The sequence below is a fragment of the Bacillus sp. YBWC18 genome (assembly GCF_002998775.1).
Lineage (GTDB): Bacteria > Bacillota > Bacilli > Bacillales > Bacillaceae > Bacillus.
This window is the reverse complement of the sequence record NZ_PVRI01000010.1, coordinates 24223-47688: the sequence shown is the minus strand read 5'-3', so window position 1 is coordinate 47688 and position 23466 is coordinate 24223. Positions and strand designations below refer to the sequence as shown.

The 23466-nt window shown below is 42.6% G+C and carries 20 protein-coding genes, 2 tRNA genes and 1 pseudogene; all 23 read right to left on the bottom strand.

The features are described from left to right. Positions 1–114: 114 nt before the first annotated feature. Complete coding sequence (gene cysK / locus C6348_RS18560; protein ID WP_012008673.1) at positions 115–1038, bottom strand: cysteine synthase A; 924 nt, start codon at positions 1036–1038, stop codon at positions 115–117. A 77-nt stretch (positions 1039–1115) separates the two neighbouring features. Next, the gene (locus C6348_RS18555) at positions 1116–2024 is read right to left on the bottom strand and encodes a peptidyl-prolyl cis-trans isomerase (RefSeq protein WP_034665753.1); all 909 of its coding nucleotides are present in this window, start codon (positions 2022–2024) and stop codon (positions 1116–1118) included. Positions 2025–2070: 46 nt separating this feature from the next. Beyond that, a complete protein-coding gene (hslO, locus tag C6348_RS18550) occupies positions 2071–2946 on the bottom strand; it encodes an Hsp33 family molecular chaperone HslO (protein ID WP_060595365.1) in 876 nt (291 codons plus the stop codon). 15 nt (positions 2947–2961) lie between these two features. Then, positions 2962–3738, bottom strand: coding sequence for a type III pantothenate kinase (locus C6348_RS18545; protein WP_060595364.1), 777 nt, complete (start codon positions 3736–3738; stop codon positions 2962–2964). Between the two features lie 162 nt (positions 3739–3900). Then, on the bottom strand, positions 3901–5805 hold the full coding sequence (ftsH, locus tag C6348_RS18540) for an ATP-dependent zinc metalloprotease FtsH (RefSeq protein ID WP_106043943.1): 1905 nt from the start codon (positions 5803–5805) through the stop codon (positions 3901–3903). 95 nt (positions 5806–5900) lie between these two features. Beyond that, positions 5901–6440, bottom strand: a complete 540-nt coding sequence (hpt, locus tag C6348_RS18535; RefSeq protein ID WP_003217950.1) for a hypoxanthine phosphoribosyltransferase — start codon at positions 6438–6440, stop codon at positions 5901–5903. Further along, positions 6437–7859, bottom strand: a pseudogene (gene tilS / locus C6348_RS18530) (tRNA lysidine(34) synthetase TilS). Before tilS ends, hpt begins: the two are co-directional and overlap by 4 nt. Before the next feature lie 96 nt (positions 7860–7955). Beyond that, positions 7956–8963: a protein kinase domain-containing protein gene (locus tag C6348_RS18525; RefSeq protein ID WP_034665743.1), complete on the bottom strand. Its 1008-nt coding sequence runs from the start codon at positions 8961–8963 to the stop codon at positions 7956–7958. After that, positions 8947–9684 (bottom strand): vWA domain-containing protein, encoded by a 738-nt coding sequence (locus tag C6348_RS18520; RefSeq protein ID WP_034665741.1) that lies wholly within the window; start codon positions 9682–9684, stop codon positions 8947–8949. The genes C6348_RS18525 and C6348_RS18520 overlap by 17 nt, the downstream gene beginning before the upstream one ends. A 77-nt stretch (positions 9685–9761) precedes the next feature. Then, positions 9762–12245, bottom strand: a complete 2484-nt coding sequence (gene spoIIE, locus C6348_RS18515) for a stage II sporulation protein E (protein ID WP_034665738.1) — start codon at positions 12243–12245, stop codon at positions 9762–9764. A 203-nt stretch (positions 12246–12448) separates the two neighbouring features. Next, positions 12449–12520: transfer RNA gene (locus C6348_RS18510), tRNA-Glu, on the bottom strand. 26 nt (positions 12521–12546) lie between these two features. Then, positions 12547–12620, bottom strand: a tRNA-Met gene (locus C6348_RS18505). 177 nt (positions 12621–12797) lie between these two features. Beyond that, positions 12798–13196 (bottom strand): S1 domain-containing RNA-binding protein, encoded by a 399-nt coding sequence (locus C6348_RS18500; protein ID WP_003217901.1) that lies wholly within the window; start codon positions 13194–13196, stop codon positions 12798–12800. Positions 13197–13278: 82 nt separating this feature from the next. Then, on the bottom strand, positions 13279–13653 hold the full coding sequence (locus C6348_RS18495) for an FtsB family cell division protein (protein ID WP_003217952.1): 375 nt from the start codon (positions 13651–13653) through the stop codon (positions 13279–13281). Between the two features lie 18 nt (positions 13654–13671). After that, positions 13672–14310: a spore cortex biosynthesis protein YabQ gene (yabQ, locus tag C6348_RS18490; RefSeq protein WP_106043941.1), complete on the bottom strand. Its 639-nt coding sequence runs from the start codon at positions 14308–14310 to the stop codon at positions 13672–13674. Beyond that, complete coding sequence (yabP, locus tag C6348_RS18485; RefSeq protein ID WP_034665732.1) at positions 14307–14615, bottom strand: sporulation protein YabP; 309 nt, start codon at positions 14613–14615, stop codon at positions 14307–14309. Before yabP ends, yabQ begins: the two co-directional genes overlap by 4 nt. A gap of 74 nt (positions 14616–14689) precedes the next feature. Next, positions 14690–14950, bottom strand: coding sequence for an RNA-binding S4 domain-containing protein (locus C6348_RS18480; RefSeq protein WP_106043940.1), 261 nt, complete (start codon positions 14948–14950; stop codon positions 14690–14692). Beyond that, the gene (gene yabN / locus C6348_RS18475) at positions 14947–16431 is read right to left on the bottom strand and encodes a bifunctional methyltransferase/pyrophosphohydrolase YabN (RefSeq protein WP_106043939.1); all 1485 of its coding nucleotides are present in this window, start codon (positions 16429–16431) and stop codon (positions 14947–14949) included. Before yabN ends, C6348_RS18480 begins: the two co-directional genes overlap by 4 nt. Then, positions 16421–18025 (bottom strand): putative polysaccharide biosynthesis protein, encoded by a 1605-nt coding sequence (locus C6348_RS18470; RefSeq protein ID WP_106043938.1) that lies wholly within the window; start codon positions 18023–18025, stop codon positions 16421–16423. The genes yabN and C6348_RS18470 overlap by 11 nt, the downstream gene beginning before the upstream one ends. A 193-nt stretch (positions 18026–18218) precedes the next feature. Continuing rightward, the gene (spoVT, locus tag C6348_RS18465; protein WP_003217990.1) at positions 18219–18755 is read right to left on the bottom strand and encodes a stage V sporulation protein T; all 537 of its coding nucleotides are present in this window, start codon (positions 18753–18755) and stop codon (positions 18219–18221) included. 139 nt (positions 18756–18894) lie between these two features. Continuing rightward, positions 18895–22428: a transcription-repair coupling factor gene (mfd, locus tag C6348_RS18460; protein ID WP_106043937.1), complete on the bottom strand. Its 3534-nt coding sequence runs from the start codon at positions 22426–22428 to the stop codon at positions 18895–18897. 67 nt (positions 22429–22495) lie between these two features. Beyond that, positions 22496–22726, bottom strand: coding sequence for an anti-sigma-F factor Fin (gene fin, locus C6348_RS18455; RefSeq protein WP_003217967.1), 231 nt, complete (start codon positions 22724–22726; stop codon positions 22496–22498). Between the two features lie 55 nt (positions 22727–22781). After that, entirely contained in the window at positions 22782–23348 is a 567-nt protein-coding gene (gene pth / locus C6348_RS18450) for an aminoacyl-tRNA hydrolase (RefSeq protein WP_106043949.1), read from the bottom strand. Positions 23349–23466 lie beyond the last annotated feature (118 nt).

Below are 23466 nucleotides of genomic sequence, written 5' to 3'. Positions count from 1 at the left end.
TTTTTCATTTTCATTAATCTTATTGTAATGCAATCCAATTTATTTAGAAAATAGTATTTGCTTTCCATCTACAGATTTCATAAAAAAACCCCAGCAAATGCTGGGGTAATTGGTTTAATCGAATTGATAAAGAGGTGTACTGAGGTAACGTTCCCCATTACTTGGGATGATTGCCAGAACCTTTTTCCCTTTACCAAGCTTCTTCGCTGTTTGAAGTGCTGCGTAAATAGCTGCTCCTGAAGAAATACCGCCAAGAATTCCTTCCTCTTTCGCTGCTTTTCTTGCAAGCTCAAATGCATCTTCGTTTTTCACTTGGATAATACCGTCATATACTTCCGTGTTCAAGATTGAAGGGATAAAACCTGCTCCTATCCCTTGGATTTTATGCGGGCCTGGCTTTCCGCCTGATAATACAGGAGAATCTGTCGGCTCTACCGCATAAAGCTGAATCGATGGGATGGCTTCTTTTAGGACTTCACCAGCACCCGTAATCGTGCCGCCCGTACCAACACCTGCAATAAATGCATCAAGTTCGCCGTCAAACTGTTCAAGAATTTCTTTTCCTGTAGTACGACGGTGAATCTCCGCATTGGCTTCGTTGCTAAATTGTTGAGGCATGAAGTAACCATGCTCTTCTGCCAATTCTTCTGCCTTTTTGATGGCACCTTTCATTCCTTCTGCACCTGGTGTTAATACAAGCTCTGCTCCATAAGCGCGTAAAAGGTTGCGGCGCTCCTGACTCATTGTGTCTGGCATCACTAGAATTGCGTTAATTCCTTTCGCTGCCGCTACCATCGCAAGACCGATCCCTGTGTTTCCGCTTGTTGGTTCGATGAGCGTGTCGCCGGCTTTTAAAGTACCTTTCGCTTCAGCATCTTCGATCATCGCTAACGCAATACGATCTTTTACACTGCTGCCCGGGTTCATATATTCAAGTTTCAAGTAGACATCCGCACTGTCTTCATCTACTAAACGGTTTAATTTAACGACTGGTGTATTTCCTATTAGTTCAAAAACTGAATTTGCAATACGAGCCATCACTAACACCTCTATCTCCGAGTAATTTTATTGTATTAATATTAAATTATCAATTTCAAAAAATTTTGTCAATGCTTTTAGTCCTGCTCGCCATCGTAAAACCACGTGACTTTTGCTTCTTTCCACAGGGTTTTGACATTCGCCTTTTCACCTAGGTCTTCCATGGCAATCTGCCTTTTGATCTGATCTTTGACTTCTTCATAAGAGAAGGAGCGGCCATCTAATTTTTCTTTTAGTTGAATAATGGCATACCCGTTTTTGGTCTCGATCGGTTCTTTTGTCCATTCGTCTGGCTGAAGCTTTTGAGCTTCCTGTATGTATAGGGCTGGGATACTTTCTTGTTCTTCTGTCACAAACCCAAGATCTCCGCCATATGGAGAGGTGTAGCGGTCAATGGAGCGTTCAGCTGCCACCGCTTCGAAGCTAGATCCGCCTTTAAGATCCTTCAATACATTTTCAGCTTCGCCTTTTGTCTTCACGACGATATGACGAATACGGTATGAATCATCATATTGATATAAGTCCTTGTTTTTTTCATAAAAGGATTTCGCTTCTTTTTCAGAAACAACAGCATCTCTCGTTAAAAGCTGCTCTAATAAAATTTGATAACGAATCTGTTCTTTCCATTCCTTTTCACTTGTATGTCCATCTTCGTAGAAATTATTAGATACCGCTTTAAGCATGAGCAATTCACGATTGATCTCTTTTGAAGACACCTCAAGCTTGTTTTCTTTCGCAAGCTGATTGACCACCTTCTGATTAATCATTTGCTCAAGTGTTGCCTTGCCATAGCGGTCTTCCATCTTCTTTAACCATTCTTGACGCGTCACCTTCTCTTTTCCAATCGACGCAATTTCTTCACCGCTCTTCCCATTTGAAGAAGCCTGTGACATTTGCGACTTTGTTAATACATATGCAATGACAACGGCATTGATCATAAGCAACACGAGGATAAATGTCCATACCACTCTTGCTTTTAGTCTCATTTTTCGTCTCCTTTCCATTCTAAAAAGAAAACCCGCTGCTTAGAGCTTAGCGGGTTATTTCTTCACGCAGCTCTTCTAGCTCTTCTTTTGTAAATACATACGTTTCGTTACAAAAATGGCATTGAGCTTCTGCTTGTCCGTCTTGTTCAATCATGTCGTCAATTTCGGCTTTCCCTAGGCTGATAATGCCATTAGCAAAACGTTCTTTTGAGCAGTTACAAGAGAATTCGACAGGTACAGTTTCTAAAATTTGAGGTTTTTCTCCGAGTACTTCTTCTAAAATTTCTTCTGGTGTCATCCCTTTTTCAATGAGTTTAGAAATGGGTTCAATGGTTGAGAGCCGCTTTTCTAATCTTTCGATGACAGCATCTTCTGTTCCAGGCAGCAATTGAATGATGAAACCGCCTGCTGCAAGGATCGAGTTATCTGGATTGACCAGAACCCCTACGCCTACAGAGGAAGGCACTTGCTCAGAAGAGACAAGATAATAAGTGAAGTCGTCTCCAATTTCACCTGAGACGATCTCCGTTTGTCCTGTAAAGTGATCTTTCAGTCCGATATCTTTGACAACACTCAACGTTCCAGATGTCCCGACTGCACGTCTGACATCCAGCTTGCCATGTTCATTTAAGTCAAAGTGGACTTGTGGGTTTGAGACATATCCGCGCACCTGACCTTTTGCGTTTCCATCAGCAATGATGGCACCGATTGGTCCACCGCCTTCAATTTTGACCGTTAGCTTATTTTCGCCTTTCAGCATAGCACCCATCATGACTGTAGCTGTCATTGTTCTGCCAATCGCTGCTGATGCTGTTGGCCATGTATGGTGCCTTCTTTGTGCTTCGTTGATTGTATCTGTTGTGTTTGCAGCATATGCTCGGACTTTTCCGTCATATGCTAACGCTTTAACTAAGTGATCCATTCGATTTTAAACCTCCTATAGTACACCGACACGATTACGTTCATAAATAAGTTGAAGTCCTTTTAATGTTAAGAACGGATCGACAATATCAATGCAGTCTGATTCATTTCCAATCAATGTTGACAAACCGCCTGTTGCAATGACTTTCGGTGTTTGTTTCGCTTGCTGCTTCATCCGTTTCACTATTCCCTCGACTTGCCCAACATATCCATAAAGGATGCCGGATTGCATCGCACTAATGGTGTTTTTTCCAACAATGTGATCTGGACGGACAATTTCAATTCTCGGCAGCTTCGCCGCTCTTGTATATAAAGCCTCTGTTGAGATGGTAATACCAGGTGCAATTGCCCCACCCATGTATTGTTTTTGTTCATTGATATAGCAGTAGGTTGTCGCTGTGCCAAAGTCTACCACAATGAGAGGTGCCCCATATAGGTGAATCGCCGCTACTGCATTCACAATTCGATCAGCCCCGACTTCCTTTGGATTGTCACACATAATGTTTAATCCAGTCTTCATTCCAGGCCCTACAATTTGGGGTGTTAAGTGAAAGTACTTCTCGCACATTCTTTCTAGTGCAAACATCATTGGCGGGACAACAGACGAGATGATAATTCCTTCTATTTGATCAAACATCAGCCCCACATAATCAAATAAAGACCTGATGGCCATACCAAATTCGTCTTCTGTTTTATGACGGCTTGTTTCAATTCGCCAATGGTAGTTTAGATCGCCGTTATGATAAACACCTAAAACGGTATTTGTGTTTCCTACATCTATCACGAGTAACAACTTCATCACCACTTTGAATAGTTTCTCAAAAAGAGCATTTTTCGACTTTCTATCATACCATACACGAATTGAGTTCCATTTGTAAACAATTCGAAACCGATCCATTTAGGAATCGAAATAAAAAAAGCTGCCGGTGATCCCGGCAGCTTTCACAGAAGGAGATTAGATCTCCTCATCTTCTTCTTTTTTCTTGATGTTCACTTTCACATCATCGTTTTTCTCTTCGTCATCCGCGTATATACGCTCTGGAAGCTTTCCAGTTTCGTAAAGAGATTTAATTTGCTCAGCATCTAATGTTTCAACTTCTAGAAGAGCTTGTGCGATAATTTCTAGCTTATCTTTGTTCTCAGTGAGAATTTGTTTCGCACGGTCGTAGCTGTCCTTGATGAAACGCTGAATTTCTTGGTCAATCTCGTAAGCAATGGCTTCACTATAATTCGGCTCGTTGTTAAAGTCACGGCCTAGGAACACTTGACCACCTTGTGCTTGACCGAACTGAAGCGGACCAAGCTTATCAGACATACCGAACTCAGTAACCATTTTTCTTGCAATGCCTGTTGCACGCTGGAAGTCGTTGTGAGCGCCTGTGCTTACTTCACCAAACGTAATTTCCTCTGCAACACGACCGCCGAGCAAGCCGACAATTTTATCAAGAAGCTCTGGCTTCGTTTGGAAATAACGGTCTTCTCTTGGAAGCATGACCGCATATCCGCCTGCCTGACCACGAGGAACGATCGTTACTTTATGCACCATGTCCGCTTCGTCTAGGATAAGTCCAATCACAGTATGACCTGCTTCATGGTAAGCCACGATATTACGTTCTTTCTTCGAAATGACGCGGCTTTTCTTCGCCGGTCCAGCGATGACACGGTCAGTCGCTTCGTCGATATCACGCATATCGATTTTCTTTTTGTTATGACGGGCAGCAACAAGTGCTGCTTCGTTTAGTAAGTTCTCAAGATCTGCTCCAGAGAACCCAGGTGTTCTGCTTGCAATGGCTTTCAAGTTCACTGTATCATCAAGCGGTTTGTTTTTCGCATGAACCTTCAGTACTTCTTCACGGCCAATGACATCTGGTCGGTCAACCGTAATTTGACGGTCAAAACGTCCCGGACGCAGCAATGCAGGATCTAGGATATCTGCACGGTTCGTCGCAGCAATGATAATAATACCTTCGTTCGCACTAAAACCATCCATTTCAACAAGAAGCTGGTTAAGCGTTTGTTCACGCTCGTCATGACCACCGCCAAGACCGGCCCCACGCTGACGACCCACTGCATCAATCTCATCAATAAAGATTAAGCAAGGTGCATTCTTTTTCGCATTTTCGAATAAATCACGTACACGTGATGCACCGACACCGACGAACATCTCGACGAAGTCAGAACCACTGATGCTGAAGAAAGGAACGCCTGCTTCTCCTGCAGATGCTCTCGCAAGCAAAGTTTTACCTGTACCTGGAGGTCCTACTAGTAAAACCCCTTTAGGGATTCTTGCGCCAAGCTCCGCAAATTTACGTGGGTCCTTCAGGAATTCAACCACTTCTACAAGCTCTTGCTTTTCTTCATCTGCACCGGCAACATCTTTAAATTTCACACGTTTCTTCTCTTCTGTGTAAAGCTTCGCCTTACTCTTACCAAAGTTCATAACACGGCTTCCACCGCCCTGAGCTTGGTTCAATAAGAAGAAGAACAGGATAAAGATGATGATAAACGGAATGATGGTTGTCAGAACTTGCAGCCATCCATTTGTTTCAGGTGCTGGTTCTACTTTTACATCTGTATTCTTCAGTGCACTGTAAATCTGGTCAACACCTTGACCATCTGGAACATGGGTAATGAAGTATTGATCTTTCTTCGCGCCATCTAATTGACCACGAATTTCATAAACCCCTCTTACAGGCTGAATGGAGATACTCTCCACTTTTCCCGCACTTAGATTTTGCGAAAATTTGCTGTAAGACATGTTCTCAGGCTTTTGATTAGGGGATCCTAACCAACTGACTACCCCTATCACAAGTAATAAAATAAGTATATAAAAAATCGTATTACGAAAAACCCGATTCATTCCTTACCTCCTCCCACAGTAAGCACAACTATGTTCAATAGTATCATAGAAAATCATTCCAATACAACCAATAACCTCATGTATACGTATGCTGATTAGCCTTCGTAAACAGATGGTTTTAACACTCCAATATACGGGAGGTTTCGGTAACGTTCAGCGAAATCCAATCCATAGCCGACAACAAATGCATCTGGCACTTCAAATCCAACATAATCTGCTTTGATGTCTGCTTTACGACCGCTTGGTTTATCAAGCAATGTCACAATTTTTATGGAATTTGCTTTACGGTATCGGAAAAGCTCTACCAGATAGCTCAAAGTTAACCCACTGTCGATGATATCTTCCATAATTAAAATATCTCTTCCTTCAACAGAAGTATCAAGATCCTTAATGATCTTTACTTCTCCTGAAGATACGGTAGATTTTCCGTAGCTAGATACATCCATAAAATCAAGTTCTAAATATGTATCAATGTGTTTGATCAGGTCTGCCATGAATGGAAGAGCCCCTTTCAAAACACCAATAGCCAGGGGAAATTTACCATCATAATCGCTGGTTAATGTTGCACCCAGTTCCTTCACTTTTTGCTGGATCTCTTCTTCTGAGATCAAAACCTTTTCAATATCTTGTTTCATGCTTTTGCTTGCCCCCTACAAATTTTCATGCTGTCTATATTGTAATACAATGAGATCGCTGTTTGTCATATCAATTTCTTCAAAAACGGATTTTTTCAGACCTGGGATCCAGATGATTTGATGATCCGAGTCAGTGACGATCGGCCAGCTGTCTCTTTCTGCAAGAGGCACTTTTTTATCAATAAATATATCCTTCACCTTTTTTGATCCATTCATCCCTTTAAGTTTGATTCGATCACCATTTTTTCGTGAGCGAATGATCAAAGGGAGACGAACATGATCTTTTTGAAGCAAGAAAAAATGGTTTCCGTTCCGTGCATCCTTCGGAACATGATTTGATACCACGATAGACTGCCCATTCGGAAGGAAAAGCTCCTCTCCAAGCTCACCCTTTAAGTGAAGAGCATAAGACTGGTCTAGTACAAGCGATCGTTCAAAGGTAAACATACAGTAATCATAAGACTTGACAGCTTGTAAACCTTTTGGCAAATCTAATGATCCAGACGGTTGTTCGGTATGAGATAACCAGTCCAAAGTCCCTAGAATATGCTGGTTTGAAAACGCTGATTGAGTGTTTTCATAAAGATAGTTTAATATTAGTTGAATGCCTCTTCTTTGTAAAGGCAAAGGCAGGTCAAGCAAAGGCTTCGTTTTGATCTTAATTTGCTTAGGCGATTGTTTCGTTATCACTTGGTTCATTTGTTCCTTTGTTAATGCCTGCAAGTATTGCTCATCCTCAATCAGCATGTCACTTACAAACTGAAAGCTTTCATGTACATGAGGTGCCTCTTCTTTTAACACGGGAAGAATGTGTCTTCTTATCCGGTTTCTCAAGTAGTCATCAGTGTGATTGCTTTGATCAATGACATAGGGAATATGTTCTTTTTCACAAGCGGTCAGCACGTCGTCCTTGGAATATCCAATGAGCGGCCGAATCAGCCATCCATCTTGAAAAGGACGTTTTGCTTGGATACCGGCGAGTCCTATTCCAACAGTCCCTCTCGCAAGCCTCATCATCATTGTTTCTACTTGGTCGTCTCCATGATGTGCAAGCGCTATAAATTGAGCGTTGTATTGCTCCATCAATTGACGAAAGAAAGCATATCTGCACTCCCTTGCAGCTGCCTGTTTGTTTAAGCGGTTTTCTTTTGCATATTGGGTGACCTGTATGCGGGCCGATTCAAAAGGAATCTCTTGCTCCTTGCAGTAAGCCTCAACAAATGCCAAATCAGCAAAGGATTCTTCTCCTCTGAACATGTGATCTACATGGGCTGCAATCAGCTGATAGGAACCTTTTCGACGTTTGTTTAGTTCGTGCAGTAAAAGCATGGAATCTGGTCCGCCAGAAACCCCGACAATGACTGTCGTATTTTCAAGGTAAACATCATGTTTTTTCAAAAATGATTCAATTCTATTCACAACTTCCTCCTCACAAAGAGCAGGTAATTTAAAGATATACATATCCTATCACTTTCAGTAGCTCCAAGCAAAGATGAAGCCTGCTTTTTTACAGGTCTATAGCAGGAACAAAACTACATATGCACAGTAAAGAGCAAGTACACTGCACACGATCAGAACAGTTTCAAAAAGCCCGCCTGATTTTTTGCGTACTGGTGTTCTTTTTGCTGCTGCAACTCTCGATCGTGAAGTCACCTGTTGATTTTGTTGAACAGCGGGCTTTTGCCCGTTTTTTTGCTGCTGCTTCTTTTGACTCGCTTTTCTTGAAGCGATCAGCTGTCCTTCTTTCAGCATCGCACTCTTCATAGCCGCCGCTGATTGATATTTACCTTGTAGAGCAGCCTTTAACACCCTTTCATAACGCTTTAATAAAGGATGTCCTTCAATCGCTCTGTAAAGCTGCTTTTCCGGTTCTGCTCCTTTTTTGAATTCTTTCTTATACGCACAATTCACCATCACCATACTTAAGGCAAACAGATCATAGGATGGCTCTGCCTTTCTTGTGCCGAATCCCCAATAGCCTCGATCAAAAAACTCTGTATACTCCTTGATTGCCCTGCCTGCTTTTGTCGTTCCCCCTACATCAATGCACCGGATCGCGGCTGGGGGACCTGACACGATGAGATTATCTGGCTTCAAGTCACCAAAAATCCAGCCTTCCTGATGTAAATGAGCCAGGTTAGATAAAAGCTGAACCATTAAAACGACGATCCACTCATCACCTTTTTGTTTTACAAATTCAAGCAGTAACGGGCCTCTGACATACTCCATCACATAAAAGGAACGCTTTTGAAGCATGCCGGGATAAATCGCATCATCCATATCATAAAAAGAAGGCCCCATGGTTTTCACAGGAGCCTTAGAAAAGGATTTTAATACATTGACTTCAGATGCAATGAGCATACTGTCATCACTCACTTTAAGGGCTACTTGACCATTTGGCGATTCGGCTAGATAGACAATACCGTTCGCCCCTTTTCCCAGCTCTTTTACAATGCGGTAATGATGGTGATGCCATTTCCCTTGAATCACCGTGCCTAACGGAATGTTAGAAGCCGAATTCATTATCATGCTCTTCCTTTGCTTCAAGCAGCCCTTTACGCGAACGAACTGATTTGAAATGCTGGAGTGCTTCTCGAAGCGCTGGTCCAGTTGGAGTAATTCCTCCCGTGGTCAGTTTCGGGAAAATAGATGATAACGAATCGAATCGAGGCGTCCAATTCAACACAATTTCAGCATCTGAGTTTTTCCCGGGAAATATACACATCCCAAACTGATTTTCACCAATTCTTGAATTTAAACTAATAGAGAGATCGATGAGTGCTTCTTTAACGGTCGGCAGCTTCGGTTTCATACTTGCACTTGTATCAACAAGCACAAGTACTTGAAGATGAACCGTCTCTCCTAACTCATCGACTACTTCCATCACTTCCCCACGCTTATCAGGCGGAAGCTCTTCAATTTCAGTGTCTTTGCCAAGTATTTGCTGCAATTCTTTATTCACAACACCTTGTAAGGTTTGTGTCATCGCTTTTTTTGTGACCATTTGTACCGTTTGAGATAACTGCTGGACGTAGACAACCTGATGGATGCCTCCGCCTGCGAGGGCAATCCCCTCGACTTCTTTCATCGCTTCATGATCGTGTCTGTTTTCCTCCATAATGCCAATGACATTGACTGTAATCCCTTGTTCCTTTGCCAATGAGGCAATCGCAAGTGGATCTTCCCCGTGATTTGAGCAGCCATCTGTAATCAATAAGATTTGGTTTACGTGACCTTTTCGCATCTTCATTCCTCCTGGGATCGTAACTGAATGCTTTATATCCCCATCATCGCCAGAAGAAATTCATATTATACGATATTTTAAGAAATCTCTTGTTTCTCAAGATAGAATGTACCAGTCGGAATGGATGCCCATTTTGGTGTGTTGTGATCAAGCCTGATGACAACAACCGTCATATCGTCGTCAATTTGACCCGCTCTTGTTCGAATGACCTCTTCCATTAATAAATCAGCAATCTCTTGCGGATCTTCTGTTTTAAAGCTTTTCATTTTGCGCTTCACCCACAGATCATGATTTTCAATATGCTTTGGTCCTTCGAAAATGCCATCACTCATCATAATCAGCAGATCTCCTGCCTTCATCTGTTCACTCACTACCTCCACTTCAAATTCATCAATAATCCCAATCGGTAAGTTGCTCGCTTGTACCTTCATCACCTGATCACCCCGTTTAATAAAGCTGGGTGTTGAACCAATCTTGAGGAACTTACAGCTCGCATCCTGTAAATCAATAATTGATAAATCTAATGTAGAATAGATTTCATCCGTCGTTCGTAAAGATAAAATACTATTAATGGTTTTGATTGCCACTTTTTCATTGATACCTGACGCCAATATTTTTTCTAACAGCTTAATCGTTTCATTGCTTTCAAAATGAGCCCTTGCTCCATTGCCCATTCCATCACTAATAGCTGCGGCATATTTGCCCGCACCCAGCTCCATCATGCTGTAGCTATCCCCAGACACTAACCCTCCGCCTTTCGCTGCATGCGCTACGCCTGTAGCCACTCGATATGATTTTGCAGAGCCAAATACAACGTGGCAATAGCCTGTTGGGTGCTCTGCACACTGCTCTGCTTTGACTAAAATCTGTTCTTCTAAAATATCTGAGAGCATGGGAGCGATGATTTTTTCACATTCACCATGTCCTTGGCAATATGGGATTCTCATTTCAATATCGACATTCCCCTGCTCCAAGCTATAAATTTCTACTTGCTGAATTTCAATCCCAAAGTGCTGAAGTGCTTCTATCATCTGCTCTTCTTGAATAAAATGCTGTTCTCTTTCTCGTTTTATTTCCCGGGAAAAATCCTCCATCACTTGTGAGACCCCCATCAGCTGTTCGGCTACAAGTCGTCTGCTGTCTTGGACCTTTTTCTTCAGAGTCTGGTTGGCTTTATAGTAAGCGATCTCCTCTTCAATCAATTCCTCGACATGTTTTGATTTTGAGCAGTGCTGGCTAAATTTCTTCTTCAATTTCCGGTTATGCTCGTAGGTTTTTTCATCAGATTCATGCATAACTTGTTTCATCAGTTCATAGGTTGTATCAAAGTTCTGCACCCAGCATTTATTTTTCTTATAGCACGTTTGACAGGATCGTTCTGTGATCGTACTTAAAAAAAGATCTACATCCTCTTCCTGCTTCTTTTCTTCAGGAATGGATTCGTAAAATGTCGCAAAACTCTCAGACAGCGCATGAAATACATTAGAAAATTGGTCTACCTTTTTTGCTGTCACATCTCGTACTTTCCGGGCGTATTGCTGCTGTTCCTGTACATGCTCTACCGTACCAGGAATATATTTCGCTACCTTAGAGGTCACTGATTGTGGCGTGAGTAAGAAGAGCGCAACTGCAATAAGTGATTCATACAGCGTGGTCACGAGACCTGCTGATCCTTCTCCGTATAGGGAGATAAGTAAGGAACCCACAATTAAGCCAATGGCTGCGCCTGCTTTCTTCCCCTCTTTCAGCAGTCCCCCTAATAAGCCTGAAAAGGCAAGAAGACTCATCTGATAAAGGTTTCCGATGTTAGCGAGACCGAGAATTAATCCTGTCACGACACCCACCGTACAACCAATACTGGCTCCTCCAATAAAAGCAAAGCTCAGCACTACATAACGTGACAAAATATGCTCTGCCTGCATCCCTTGAAATGTGATGCCAGCCAGACCTGTTAAAACTGAGGCAATTAAAATCATAAAGCAAATAATTTCTTCAACCTTTAAGGAGTGTTTGATTTTCCTGACTGTAAAAATCGGCAGGCTTTGAAGGAAAATCAGTGTCAAAATGAAGGCAAGTCCTGCTTCAACACCCGCCATGACGTAATCGTAGCTTTGCACAGCACCTTGCTCTAGGTAAACAAATGCTCCTCGGGTGATCAGCATCGACAGCACAATGACAACCGGCAATGTTTTCACTGGGTCTTTGATGATGAAAGAAACCACCTTGGACATAAGGAGAAACACGATTAACGACGCAAACACAAACAATGCGTTTTGAGGTGATATCGTCATGGCTCCAGCGAGTAAAGCGAGACAAGCAAGCATGGCCTTATCTCTTTTGATAAGCAGCATGGAGCCAAAGAAAGGCAGAGCAAACGGCATAATTTCAGATAAAATAAAGGCTCGTCCTAATAAAAAACCAAGAACAACATAAATAAACCCTTTATAGAAAAAAAGAGAATGCGTGTGATGAAGAAACAGGTTTTTCATCTTTTTTAACCCTGCACTGATTCTTTCAAACCCCGCTCCTGTTAAATCAGTTCTTCTTTCTAGTTTTTCCATCTTTTCATCCCCCACCTGATATTCGTTGCTTGTCATTATAGCGAAGGTGAAAAAGAAATTTTGTCAAAAGAAGTTGTCGTTTCCATAAAACGTTCGACGCTTTATTCGTCAAAGAGGCATACTTTCATGAAAGTCGATGTCTTTCATCAGAATTTTACGAAGACACAAAAAAACAGCCTTCCTAAAGAAAGCTGTTTTGAAGATGACCCGTACGGGATTCGAACCCGTGTTACCGCCGTGAAAGGGCGGTGTCTTAACCGCTTGACCAACGGGCCTTGCTTTTATGTTCTACTAAAAAGGATAGCGGCGGAGGGGATCGAACCCCCGACCTCACGGGTATGAACCGTACGCTCTAGCCAGCTGAGCTACACCGCCATAATAAAAATGCGCTAAGAAGCACAAGATCTATAATACAAAGGAATCGCTTGTCCGTCAATAGAAAGTTTTAAATTAAATGACGAAATCTCAAAAAATGTCGTATGGATCAAGAAAAAAAGCACCTGCGGACAGCAGGTGCTTTGTTGTGAAAGATATATAGAAAGCAGCAACAAGTTAACCTCTTCTTGCTCCGCGTCCCCCACGTTTTGATTCCGTGTTACGTTTTAAAGATGTTAAGCGGTCTTCACTATCTTTTAAGAATTTGTTCATTTTTTGCTCAAACGATTCCTTCGGACGGAAATCATTTCTGCTCGGTCTTGATTGTTGTTGTTGAGGACGATCTTTTGCTTTTTTAATGGACAAGCCGATTTTACCGTCTTTTTCAACGTTAATCACTTTCACTTCAACTTGTTCACCGACTTTTAAATGCTCATTAATATCTTTTACATAGTTATCGGCTACCTCACTGATATGAACGAGACCAGTTGAACCGCCTGGCAACTCCACAAAAGCTCCAAAATTTGTAATGCCCGTAACTTTCCCTTGTAACTTGCTGCCAACTTCAATCGACATAAAAAAAGTGCTCCTCCTTAGACTTATAAAAAAATCTCATTTGTTCAATTATACATAAACTGAATTTTAAGTGTCAACAAGGCTAATCGCTCTTATTGCCCACATCAAAGATTTTTTCGCCTTTTTTGGACATATAATAGTCTCGTCGTGCCAGTTCGAGTACGTATTCTTTGCTTTTCAGCTTTTTAATTTCATCAGAAATATCTTCCTGCTTTGTTTGTAATTGCTTCAATTCTTTTTCAAGCGCAACCTTCTTCTCTTCTTTTTCCTTTAATGAGGACGATTGCGACCAGAGGGCACTTGTCACCAAGACAGCAAACATGAGCACAATCACACCAAATACGGTAAGCCTTCTAAGGAGTCCACGGCGTTTGCGTTTTAAGCGCTGTGCTTGCTGTTCCATTTGTTTTTGGTAATCATTTTGAATTTGTGCGATATTTCTTTTTCTCTTGTTCAAGGTTGAAGGCCTCCTCTCTTACTTTGTCCAGAATTGTTTCCATTTCGTTTTGATGGTACCAGATAATTTCTTGGTCCCTTGTAAAATTCCTGCTCCTTTAGAGAAAAACAATCTCATTGATGTTCGCCATTTTTCGGGAATCCGATGAATAATGGTCACATTAAGTAACCAGATGAGCGGATAACAAACAACGGACAGCACCTTCCACACGAGCCGAAACGTAAAATGAACAAGACGTAAGAGCAAGTGGAGCAAGAACATAATAGCACTTATAATCAATGTCAGCAGCCAGCGGATTGGCTGGAAGACGATGGACATAACCAGCCGTTTAAAGACGAGAGCGGTCTGATACACACACATCATCATAAACTTGAGAATGTTCATATACAGCTGTTTCATCAATGCCTGATACATCGAGAAACCTAGTGCAACGGCTAGAAAGATATAAAGCCTGAATTCTCCATCATTTGTCAGCAGCAGGACATAAAAGAATAAGAGACCCTGCACCAGCCAAAAAAGGAGATCGTGTATAACCAAAAGCCATTTTACTGTCTTTTCCCGATTCACAAACAGCTTGTACGTATCAAGCGATGCGCCCAGCCAGATGCCCATCGCTACCATCGAAAGCATCGTATAAAACTGGACTGTCAGTGTCATTTAAACAGCTTGCTAAAAAATCCTTTAGCTTTCTCCCCGTGCTGCTCATCTACATAAATTAAGTCAAAGACACGCCCTTTGATCGACACAACGCCTTTTTCGACGTCTAGGTTTTTCATTTGCAGATTTTCTCCACGGATAGCGAGAATCCCCATGACCGTCTCAAGCAGAAATTCTTCATTATCAAAGCTTTCCACCTGTTTGACGCCGGTAATATCTAAATGCTTTCTGTTTCGCATTGTGACATTGTGCTCCGCTTCTGATGACAGCTTCGTGCCTTGAGGTTGATTATAATATTGATTCATTTATACATCCCCCATATCTCATACTTGCATTGTTACTGCATTGTATGTGACAGGAGGATCATTTAGAACAAGCCCTATTCTGCTGTTTTTTCTTCTTTTAGCACAGTATACATGCCAGCGGCATCTTCTTTTTTCGTCGTGTCCTTTAACTCGTTGACTTGAACCGTCACAAGTTTTTGACCAAAACGGATTTGAAGCTCGTCTCCTTCTTTCACGTCAGAGCTGGCTTTCGCCTGTGTGCCGTTAATAGAAATTCTGCCTTGATCAGCTACTTCTTTTGCCAATGTTCTTCTTTTAATTAAACGGGACACTTTTAAAAATTTATCTAGTCTCATGTATGCTCACCTCTTTCTATACGTTTGGCATCGTTCCATAGATCGTCCATTTCCTCTAGCGTTAAGTCCTCTAATGAACGTCCCATGTCCTTTGCTTTTTGTTCGATATGCTGAAAGCGACGCATGAATTTTGTGTTGGCGGAAGCGAGTGCCGTTTCAGGCTCTAGCTGATAGAACCTTCCAATGTTGACGAGAACAAACAAAAGATCTCCAAATTCATCTTTCATCTGCTTCGTTGCACTTTCGTCCGGCTTCTCTGCCACTTCAACGAGAAATTCCTGCTTCTCTTCTTCGTATTTGTTCCAAATATCTTTCACATCTGTCCAATCAAAGCCTACTTTGGCGGCTTTCTTTTGGAGCTTATATGCCTTTGTTAGTGCTGGAAGCGTCGCCGGGATGGATTGCAAAATGGAGGCTGCCCGCTCCGGCTTCTCCTGCTGCTTGATTTTTTCCCAGTTGGCGACCACATCTGCTGCTTCAGAAACATTTGTGTCACCAAACACATGGGGATGTCTACGAATCATTTTTTCTGTGACATGCTGGATGACGTCATCAATTGAGAAAAAGCCGTCATCTTCACCAATTTGGGCGTGAAGTAACACCTGCAGCAGCACATCTCCGAGCTCTTCCACCATATGGTCTGGATCATCTTCATCGATCGCTTCAAGCAGTTCATAGCATTCTTCAATTAAATATGGTTTAAGTGACTCATTGGTTTGTTTTTGATCCCATGGACAGCCGCCCGGACCTCTTAATGTACGTATGACGTCACGGAAAGTGTCAAATTGTTGATAAAGCAGCTTTTCATCTTGAATCGGAGGTACATAAACACTCGTTAAGTTATTTATCGACACATCTCGATCAAGTTCAAATAAAGGAACGGCAGTAATCTGTTCCTGACTGCTTCCAGCCGCAGTCACAATATAGACTTCATAATCGTCAGGAAGCTTTTCCATCAGCGTGAGTTTCACATTCGAAGCGGTCAGCTGATCATATACCTGACAAATGAGGACATGCTGGGTCAATTTCAGATCGTCCGCTCTCATATCTCCTGCATCGACGAATTGTAATCCCTCGATTGGGTCAATCTGCAAGGAGTTAAACGTCGCATCCAAAAAGCTTTGTCCACCAGCAACAGACACCTCAATCCCGCGCTCTTGCTGCTGAGAAACTAATAGCTGGACGGTCTTTTCTGCGACAAATGGGTGACCTGGTACTGCGTACACAATATCCTTTTCCGCAGCCTCTGTAAATAAAATTTCAGTGATTTCCAGATATACCGAATCAAACTGATCGTGCTTTTCATAAATCTCATCAAAAAAGGTCAGCGATGGGACCTCCTGCATCAACTCTGCGGTAAGCGGATGGTCCTGCGTTCTCATAAATACTTCTTTCGCCTGCTTCAGCTGCTTGTATACACCGAGCGTCAGCTGATCCATGTCGCCTGCCCCGAGACCGACGACGGTAATCTTACCTGCCATTTCGATTCCCTCTCATCTGTTTAAAATATAAAATCTTTTCTCCTAATGGAATGAGTCTCCATTCCTCGTCCGTAAATACTTCTAGCTTAAGAATACTATATAAAAAGGCGAAACCACCAATAAAAACTGACGTCAGGCTCTCTAAAACGAAAAAAGGACGTTTTTCAAAGGGAATGACCCAAGAAAACAGTGCCTGATACCCTATTAAGACAATGGCCATGAAAGCAGCCGATAAAAGAATTTTCACTGGGAACAGCTCTCTCAACGAAATCCATCCTTTATGCCTCAAATAAACGGCATTGAGCAGAGCCGCAGCGAGAAAACCACATACGGTTGACCATGCGGCACCGTAGATGCCAAATAGCGGGACAAGTGCAAGCGTTAGTATCCATTTCACCAGCACACTGAGAATCACCACAACAGCCGGATACACAGTATGCCCGAGCCCTTGAAGTAAAGCTGCTTGCGTAATCGCAATCGATGTAAATGCGATGGAAATACAGAATATTTGCAGCGCATCGGTGCCTAAGTCATTACGAAAAAGCATGGTATTGACTGACGCTAGAATACAAATCAGCCCAATTGCTGAACCAATCCCTAAAACCGACGTGGTCTTAAACGATGTACGCACTTTTTGCCTTATCGCTTCATGCTCTCCATTCCTCATGGCCGCCGATAAAAATGGCACAAGAGAGGTTCCGATGCTAATGGCAAACACCGTCCCTAGCTGTAAGAACGGCTGCCCCCGGTCATACACACCTTTTGCCGCCTTTGCCGCGGCTTCACTCAGACCCTCACTGCGCAGCAACGCATACAGATGAAAGGCATCAACCATTTGCATCCATAAAATGAGCAGTCCGCTGACACAAATCGTGAATGTATACAGCACCAAACTCTTCAAAACATCCTTTTTCCGAAGTGTCGCCTGTTTGCCTGCCATACTTGCAGCAGGCTGTTGCCGGTAAGTCAGCCAAAGAAAAAGAAGCAGTATGAGCGAGGCCGCACTTCCCGCTATGGAGGAGAAGACTGCCCCCGCCCCTGTTTCATAAAGCGAATAGCCGCGCCTCACGAAATAGAAGGATAAAACAAGCAGGACGCCTACCCTGATGAGTTGCTCCACCAATTGAGAAATAGCCGTTGGAAGCATCATACCGTCACTCTGAAAAACTCCCCTCAGCATCACGGTAAGCGGAAGAAATAAAAACACGAAAGCACTCATTTGGATGAGCAGGATTAATTGACTGTCCGCCATAAGGCTCGCAATTCTGCCTGCTCCTATGTAAAGACAAAGAAATAAGACCAAGCTCAGTAAAGTGATATAGACCAAGGATACCCTTGTAATGATCCTTCGATTCTCTTCCCCATGCTCACTCAGAAGCTTGGACACCATGACAGGAAACCCTGTGGTGCCGAGCATGATGGCAATGCCAAGGAAGGGATACACCTGCTGATAAATATAAAACCCTGTGTCTCCTACGATGTTCTGGAACGGAACACGATAAACGGCACTTAGAACCTTTGATAACAAGCCTGCGATGGTCAAAATCACCGCACCCTGGAAAAGCCAATGCGGCTGATTCACAGCATTTTTCATGGATGACTCCTTTAAAAATAGATCTACAGTTAAACGCACTCATTATATCATACGTGAATGAAAAGCCGTTTCTTTCTAAGGAGTAGACGGCACATTCCTCGTTTTGTTTCATCCCATATAAAAAACGCCGACAAAATCAAATGATTTCATCGGCATTCTTTCGTTTTATCTATATGATATAGAATTATTAGACCTAATGTTCCATTTGACGGGCTAAGAAGCCAGCTGCCGTTTCTGCCGCTTTATGCTCCACTTCTCCCATTGAACGCTCTTTAGAAAATAAGACGACGGCGCCAATAGGATCTCCGTTTGCAACAATAGGTGCAATGGTATAAGCAGATACGTCATCATCAATACCATCGACAAGTTGAATTTCTTTTTTGCTTTCTTCTAATACAGAATTACGCTGGTCCATTGTTCGTTCAAGTAAATCACTGATGGATTTGTTTAAGTACTCTTTTTTCGAACTGCCGGATACAGCAATATACGTATCTCGATCACAGATCAGGATGGAATGACCCAAACTGTCGAATAATGCATCAGCATATTCCTTCGCAAAGTCTCCTAGCTCACTAATCGGCGAATATTTCTTCAAAATCACTTCTCCATCGCGGTCGACGAAAATCTCAAGCGGATCTCCTTCCCGGATGCGCAATGTTCTGCGAATCTCCTTCGGAATAACCACTCTACCTAGATCATCGATGCGGCGTACAATTCCAGTTGCTTTCATTCACTGCTGCCTCTCTTTCGTTTGATGATGTGTTGGGTGAATGGAACAAAAGCGTCCACTTTATGCAACATTCACCACTTGACCCTGAGTTTAGTATCCGTCACATCAAACGTAATATACACGAGAGACAAACAAAATTTTATGAAGATGGAATGGTTTCTTTTTTCACTTCTTGAAGGCCTCGAAGCATATTCAGAACGATCTCAAGCCATTCCTCCGTCTTCTTGCCTTTGGTTTGGACAGAAATAATCAGCTTGCTGCCTTCCATTCCCAATCCAATATCACGGCCATATTTACTGCCGAGTGCGAATAATTTTTGACCGTCGATTTCACTGCTTGCTTGCTCTTCAAGGGTGAGTCTGACAATGCCTTTCTCCATCTTGATCAGTTCGACACGTTCCTGCACTGCGTATACTTTCATCGTCGCAATCGTGAACAAGTCCGCCACTTCTTGCGGATATTCACCAAATCGGTCGATCATTTCATCTTGAAGCTCTTTTCGCTCTTCAATTGATCCAATCGCTCTGAACTGTTTATACATCTCGATCTTTTGCTTCCCATCCGAAATGTAAGTGTCCGGGATGTAGGCATCAATTTGCAGATCGATTTCCGGTTCGAATTTATCTTGAGCCGTTGTATCGCCTCTTCTTTCCTCAATGGCTTCTTTCAGCATTTGAGAATAGAGGTCGAATCCAACAGAATCAATGAATCCATGCTGCTGTGCACCAAGTAAATTTCCTGCTCCTCGAATCGTTAAATCACGCATCGCAATTTTAAATCCTGATCCGAGCTCTGTGAATTCTTTAATAGCTTGAAGTCTCTTCTCTGCTACTTCAGACAGAACTTTATCTTTTCGATACGTGAAATAAGCATATGCGACACGATTCGAGCGTCCTACTCGTCCTCTTAGCTGGTAAAGCTGAGAAAGCCCCATTTTATCCGCATCGTGGACGATGAGCGTGTTCACATTTGGAATGTCTACTCCCGTTTCAATGATGGTGGTACTGACCAATACATCTGATTCACCTTCAAGGAAATTGATCATCACTGATTCCAGCTCGTTCTCACTCATTTTCCCATGTGCATAGCTGACTTTCGCGTCTGGGACTAGCATGGAGATTTCATCTGCTTTGCGTTCAATATCTTCAACACGGTTGTAAAGAAAGTACACTTGACCGCCGCGTGCTAGTTCTCGCTCAATCGCTTCTCTGACTAAAGCGCCATTGTACTCAACCACATAGGTTTGAACAGGGAAACGGTTTTCAGGCGGTGTCTCAATAACCGATAAATCCCGTACGCCAAGCATAGACATATGCAGCGTACGCGGAATTGGCGTAGCCGTTAATGTCAGTACATCGATATTGGCTTTCATCTGTTTAATTTTCTCTTTATGCGTCACACCAAAACGCTGCTCTTCGTCAATGATCAACAAACCTAAGTCTTTATAGACAATATCTTTAGAAAGCAAACGGTGTGTGCCGATGACCATATCAATCGTTCCGTTTTTCAGCCCTTTTAACGTTTCGGTTGTTTCTTTTCTTGTACGGAAACGGCTCAGCTGAGCGATTTTGACAGGGTAGTCTTGGAATCGGTCCATAATCGTGTCAAAATGCTGCTGCGCTAAGATGGTTGTCGGCACAAGCAGAGCAACCTGTTTTCCGTCAGCAATGGCTTTGAAGGCCGCTCGAATCGCCACTTCTGTTTTTCCATATCCCACATCTCCACAAAGCAGGCGGTCCATTGGACGCTCCCGCTCCATGTCTTGTTTGATTTCGTGAATCGAACGGATTTGATCATCTGTTTCCTGGTAAGGGAACGCTGATTCAAACTGGCGCTGCATCTCATGATCAGGCGAGAAGGCATACCCTTTGCTTGCCTCACGTTCCGCATACAGCTTAATGAGATCATCTGCGATGTCCTGTACAGATGTTTCCACTTTTTTCTTCACACGTTTCCAATCGCTGCCGCCTAGTTTGTACAGCTTTGGTTCTTTACCTTCTGATCCGACATACTTCTGCACCTGATCAATTTGTTCAACCGGTACATAAAGCTTGTCGCTTCCTTGATAATGAATATTTAAATAATCTTTATGAATGCCGCCGATTTCAAGCGTTTCAATTCCTAAATACTTACCGATCCCGTGGTTAATGTGCACCACATAATCGCCGACTTGAAGCTCTGAATAGCTCTTAATTCGCTCTGCATTGGTCAGCTTTTGCTTACGTGCCTGCTTCTTCACACGTTTCTTGAAGAGCTCGCCTTCTGTGATCACGGCAATTTTCGATAACGGCAGTTCAAAGCCTGTTTGCAGCTCACCTTGTAAAATATACACCTGTCCGCTTACAAGCTCGGCGTCCGGCTTGGCAAGAGCGGCTTCAATGTCATAATCATGTAAGACAGAAGATAGTTTATCTGTCCGCTCTTCATCCGCACCTAAGAAGACAACTGTATATTGTTGTTTTTTGTAGCGTTCAATTTCACTCGCAAGCACATTCATCTGCCCGTGGAAATTCTGCATTTGCTTACTAGATACATTGACGATATTTTGTGGATTTGTCTGCTGGACATGTCTCAGGAACAAGGAGTAGTACAGAATAGACCGCGATTGCTGATTGATCAGTTGTTGGAACGGGAAAGAAAGGGATAAATCATGAAGGATATTGCCTTCTTCAAGCAGGCTAATTGTCCAATCAGCTTCTTCCTGTTCAAGCTGTTCTTCCATCTCCTGAATTCTGCTAATTTCATCTAAAATAATAATCGTATCCTGTGATGTGTAATCTAGCAAACTAGCAGGCTTTTCATAGAAATAGGACAGGTACTTCGTCATTTCCTGTGTCACGATACCTTCTAGCAGCTTCTCTCGATCAGCAGAAATATGTTGATGAAGCAGTTCTTTTTGCTGGTCTGAGTTAAATTTCTTTAAGCTCTTCGCAAGTCCTTGATCAAGCTGTTCAATGGCTCTCACTCGTTCAGGACCTCTCACAATCAGCTCTTTTGCGGGACCGATTTTAATCTCTTGAAGTGTTTCTAATGAACGCTGTGTATCTGAGTGGAACGTTCGAATCGAGTCTACTTCTGTATCAAACAGCTCAATACGGATCGGATGATCTTCCGTTAAAGAATAAATATCAATGATTCCTCCGCGCACACTAAAATCTCCGGGCGCAGCAACCATCGACGTCCGGTCATAACCGATTTGTACAAGTTGTTTTGAAAACGCCTCCAAATCAATTTCTTCACCGAGCTTTAAATGGATCTGACTCTCCTTCCAGAGCTCAACTGGCGGAAGCATTCTGCGCACCGCTGCAGCCGGTGTGACGATAATGGGGTTTTCTCCATTCGCCAGCCGGTTCAGAACATCTAGACGCTGTGCTCTGAGCTCAGGGCTGGCAACGGCAATTTCTGAAGCAATGAGTTCATTAACAGGATAAAGAAGGACCGAGCGATCTGAAATCACACTGGCAAGATCATCTGTTACCTTCTGCGCTTGATACAAGTTGTGAGTCACAATAAACATCGGCCGCTTAAGTTCGTCTGATATAGCGGCTGTAAATAAAGATCTGACGGAGCCTGATAGTCCGGCGAGCAGCTGTTCTTTTAACCCTTCCTTTAGCCCATTAAAAATGGACTGAAAATCATCACTTTGTTTGATAAATGATTGTATATTTTTCATTTGGCTCCTCCTCCCTGCTTGTTTAAAACAGAAAAACGCTTTGGTCTATTATCTACACCAAAGCTTTTTATTGAATAAAGGTATGATACTGATGGTAATCAGGATTTCTTTCGAGCGCCTCTTGGCAATCCTCACAAATGGTTTGTACATGTAGATCACCATTTTCCCTATAAGAAATCATATCGTTTCTTTCCTCATTTGTTAAGTGATGAAATCCAAGTGCTTCACTTTGAACAGCGGATTCATCTAGACTGCCAACCTTTACACCACAGTGCCGGCAGTAATAATGCAAAGCCATACGTGATCCTCCCATGCTGAGATTTTATAATCAGTATGTGCTTTGCTTATCATTCTTATACCTTCTTGTTAAAATCATTCATCACTTCTAAAAATGGCTTTGTTAAAGCCGCCTCGCAAGCTTCGACAGACGCCTGAATGGCTGATGCAATGTCAGGCTGCTCCTCTTCAGAAAAGCGTCCTAGCACGTAATCGACGACCTTCATGCCATTTTGAGGACGTCCAATGCCGATACGGAATCGGTCAAACTCAGGTGACCCTAAATGCTGAATCAACGATTTGATTCCATTATGCCCGCCTGCACTTCCTTTTGTACGCAAACGAATCCGCCCAGTTGGCAAATCAAGATCATCATAGATGACTTTCAAATGTTCAAGTGGAATATCATAGTAATCCATTAGCGGACGCACGCATTCTCCTGATAAGTTCATATATGTAAGCGGCTTTACAAGTAGAACCTTTTGCCCTGAAACAAACCCTGTTCCAAATTGTCCATGGAATTTTGATTGATTTAAGGGGATGTCCCATTTATTCGATAATTCATCTATTGTCATAAACCCGACATTATGTCTTGTTTTTTCATATTCTTTTCCTGGATTACCCAATCCAACGAATGCAATCATGAAACCAATAACCTCCTTTGTCACAAAGCACACGCCTAAAAAATGAGCCAATAGGATTGCCTCATGTAAAAACGTATGAATTCTTTTCATTCTAGCACAAAAGACGCAACCGCGGGAG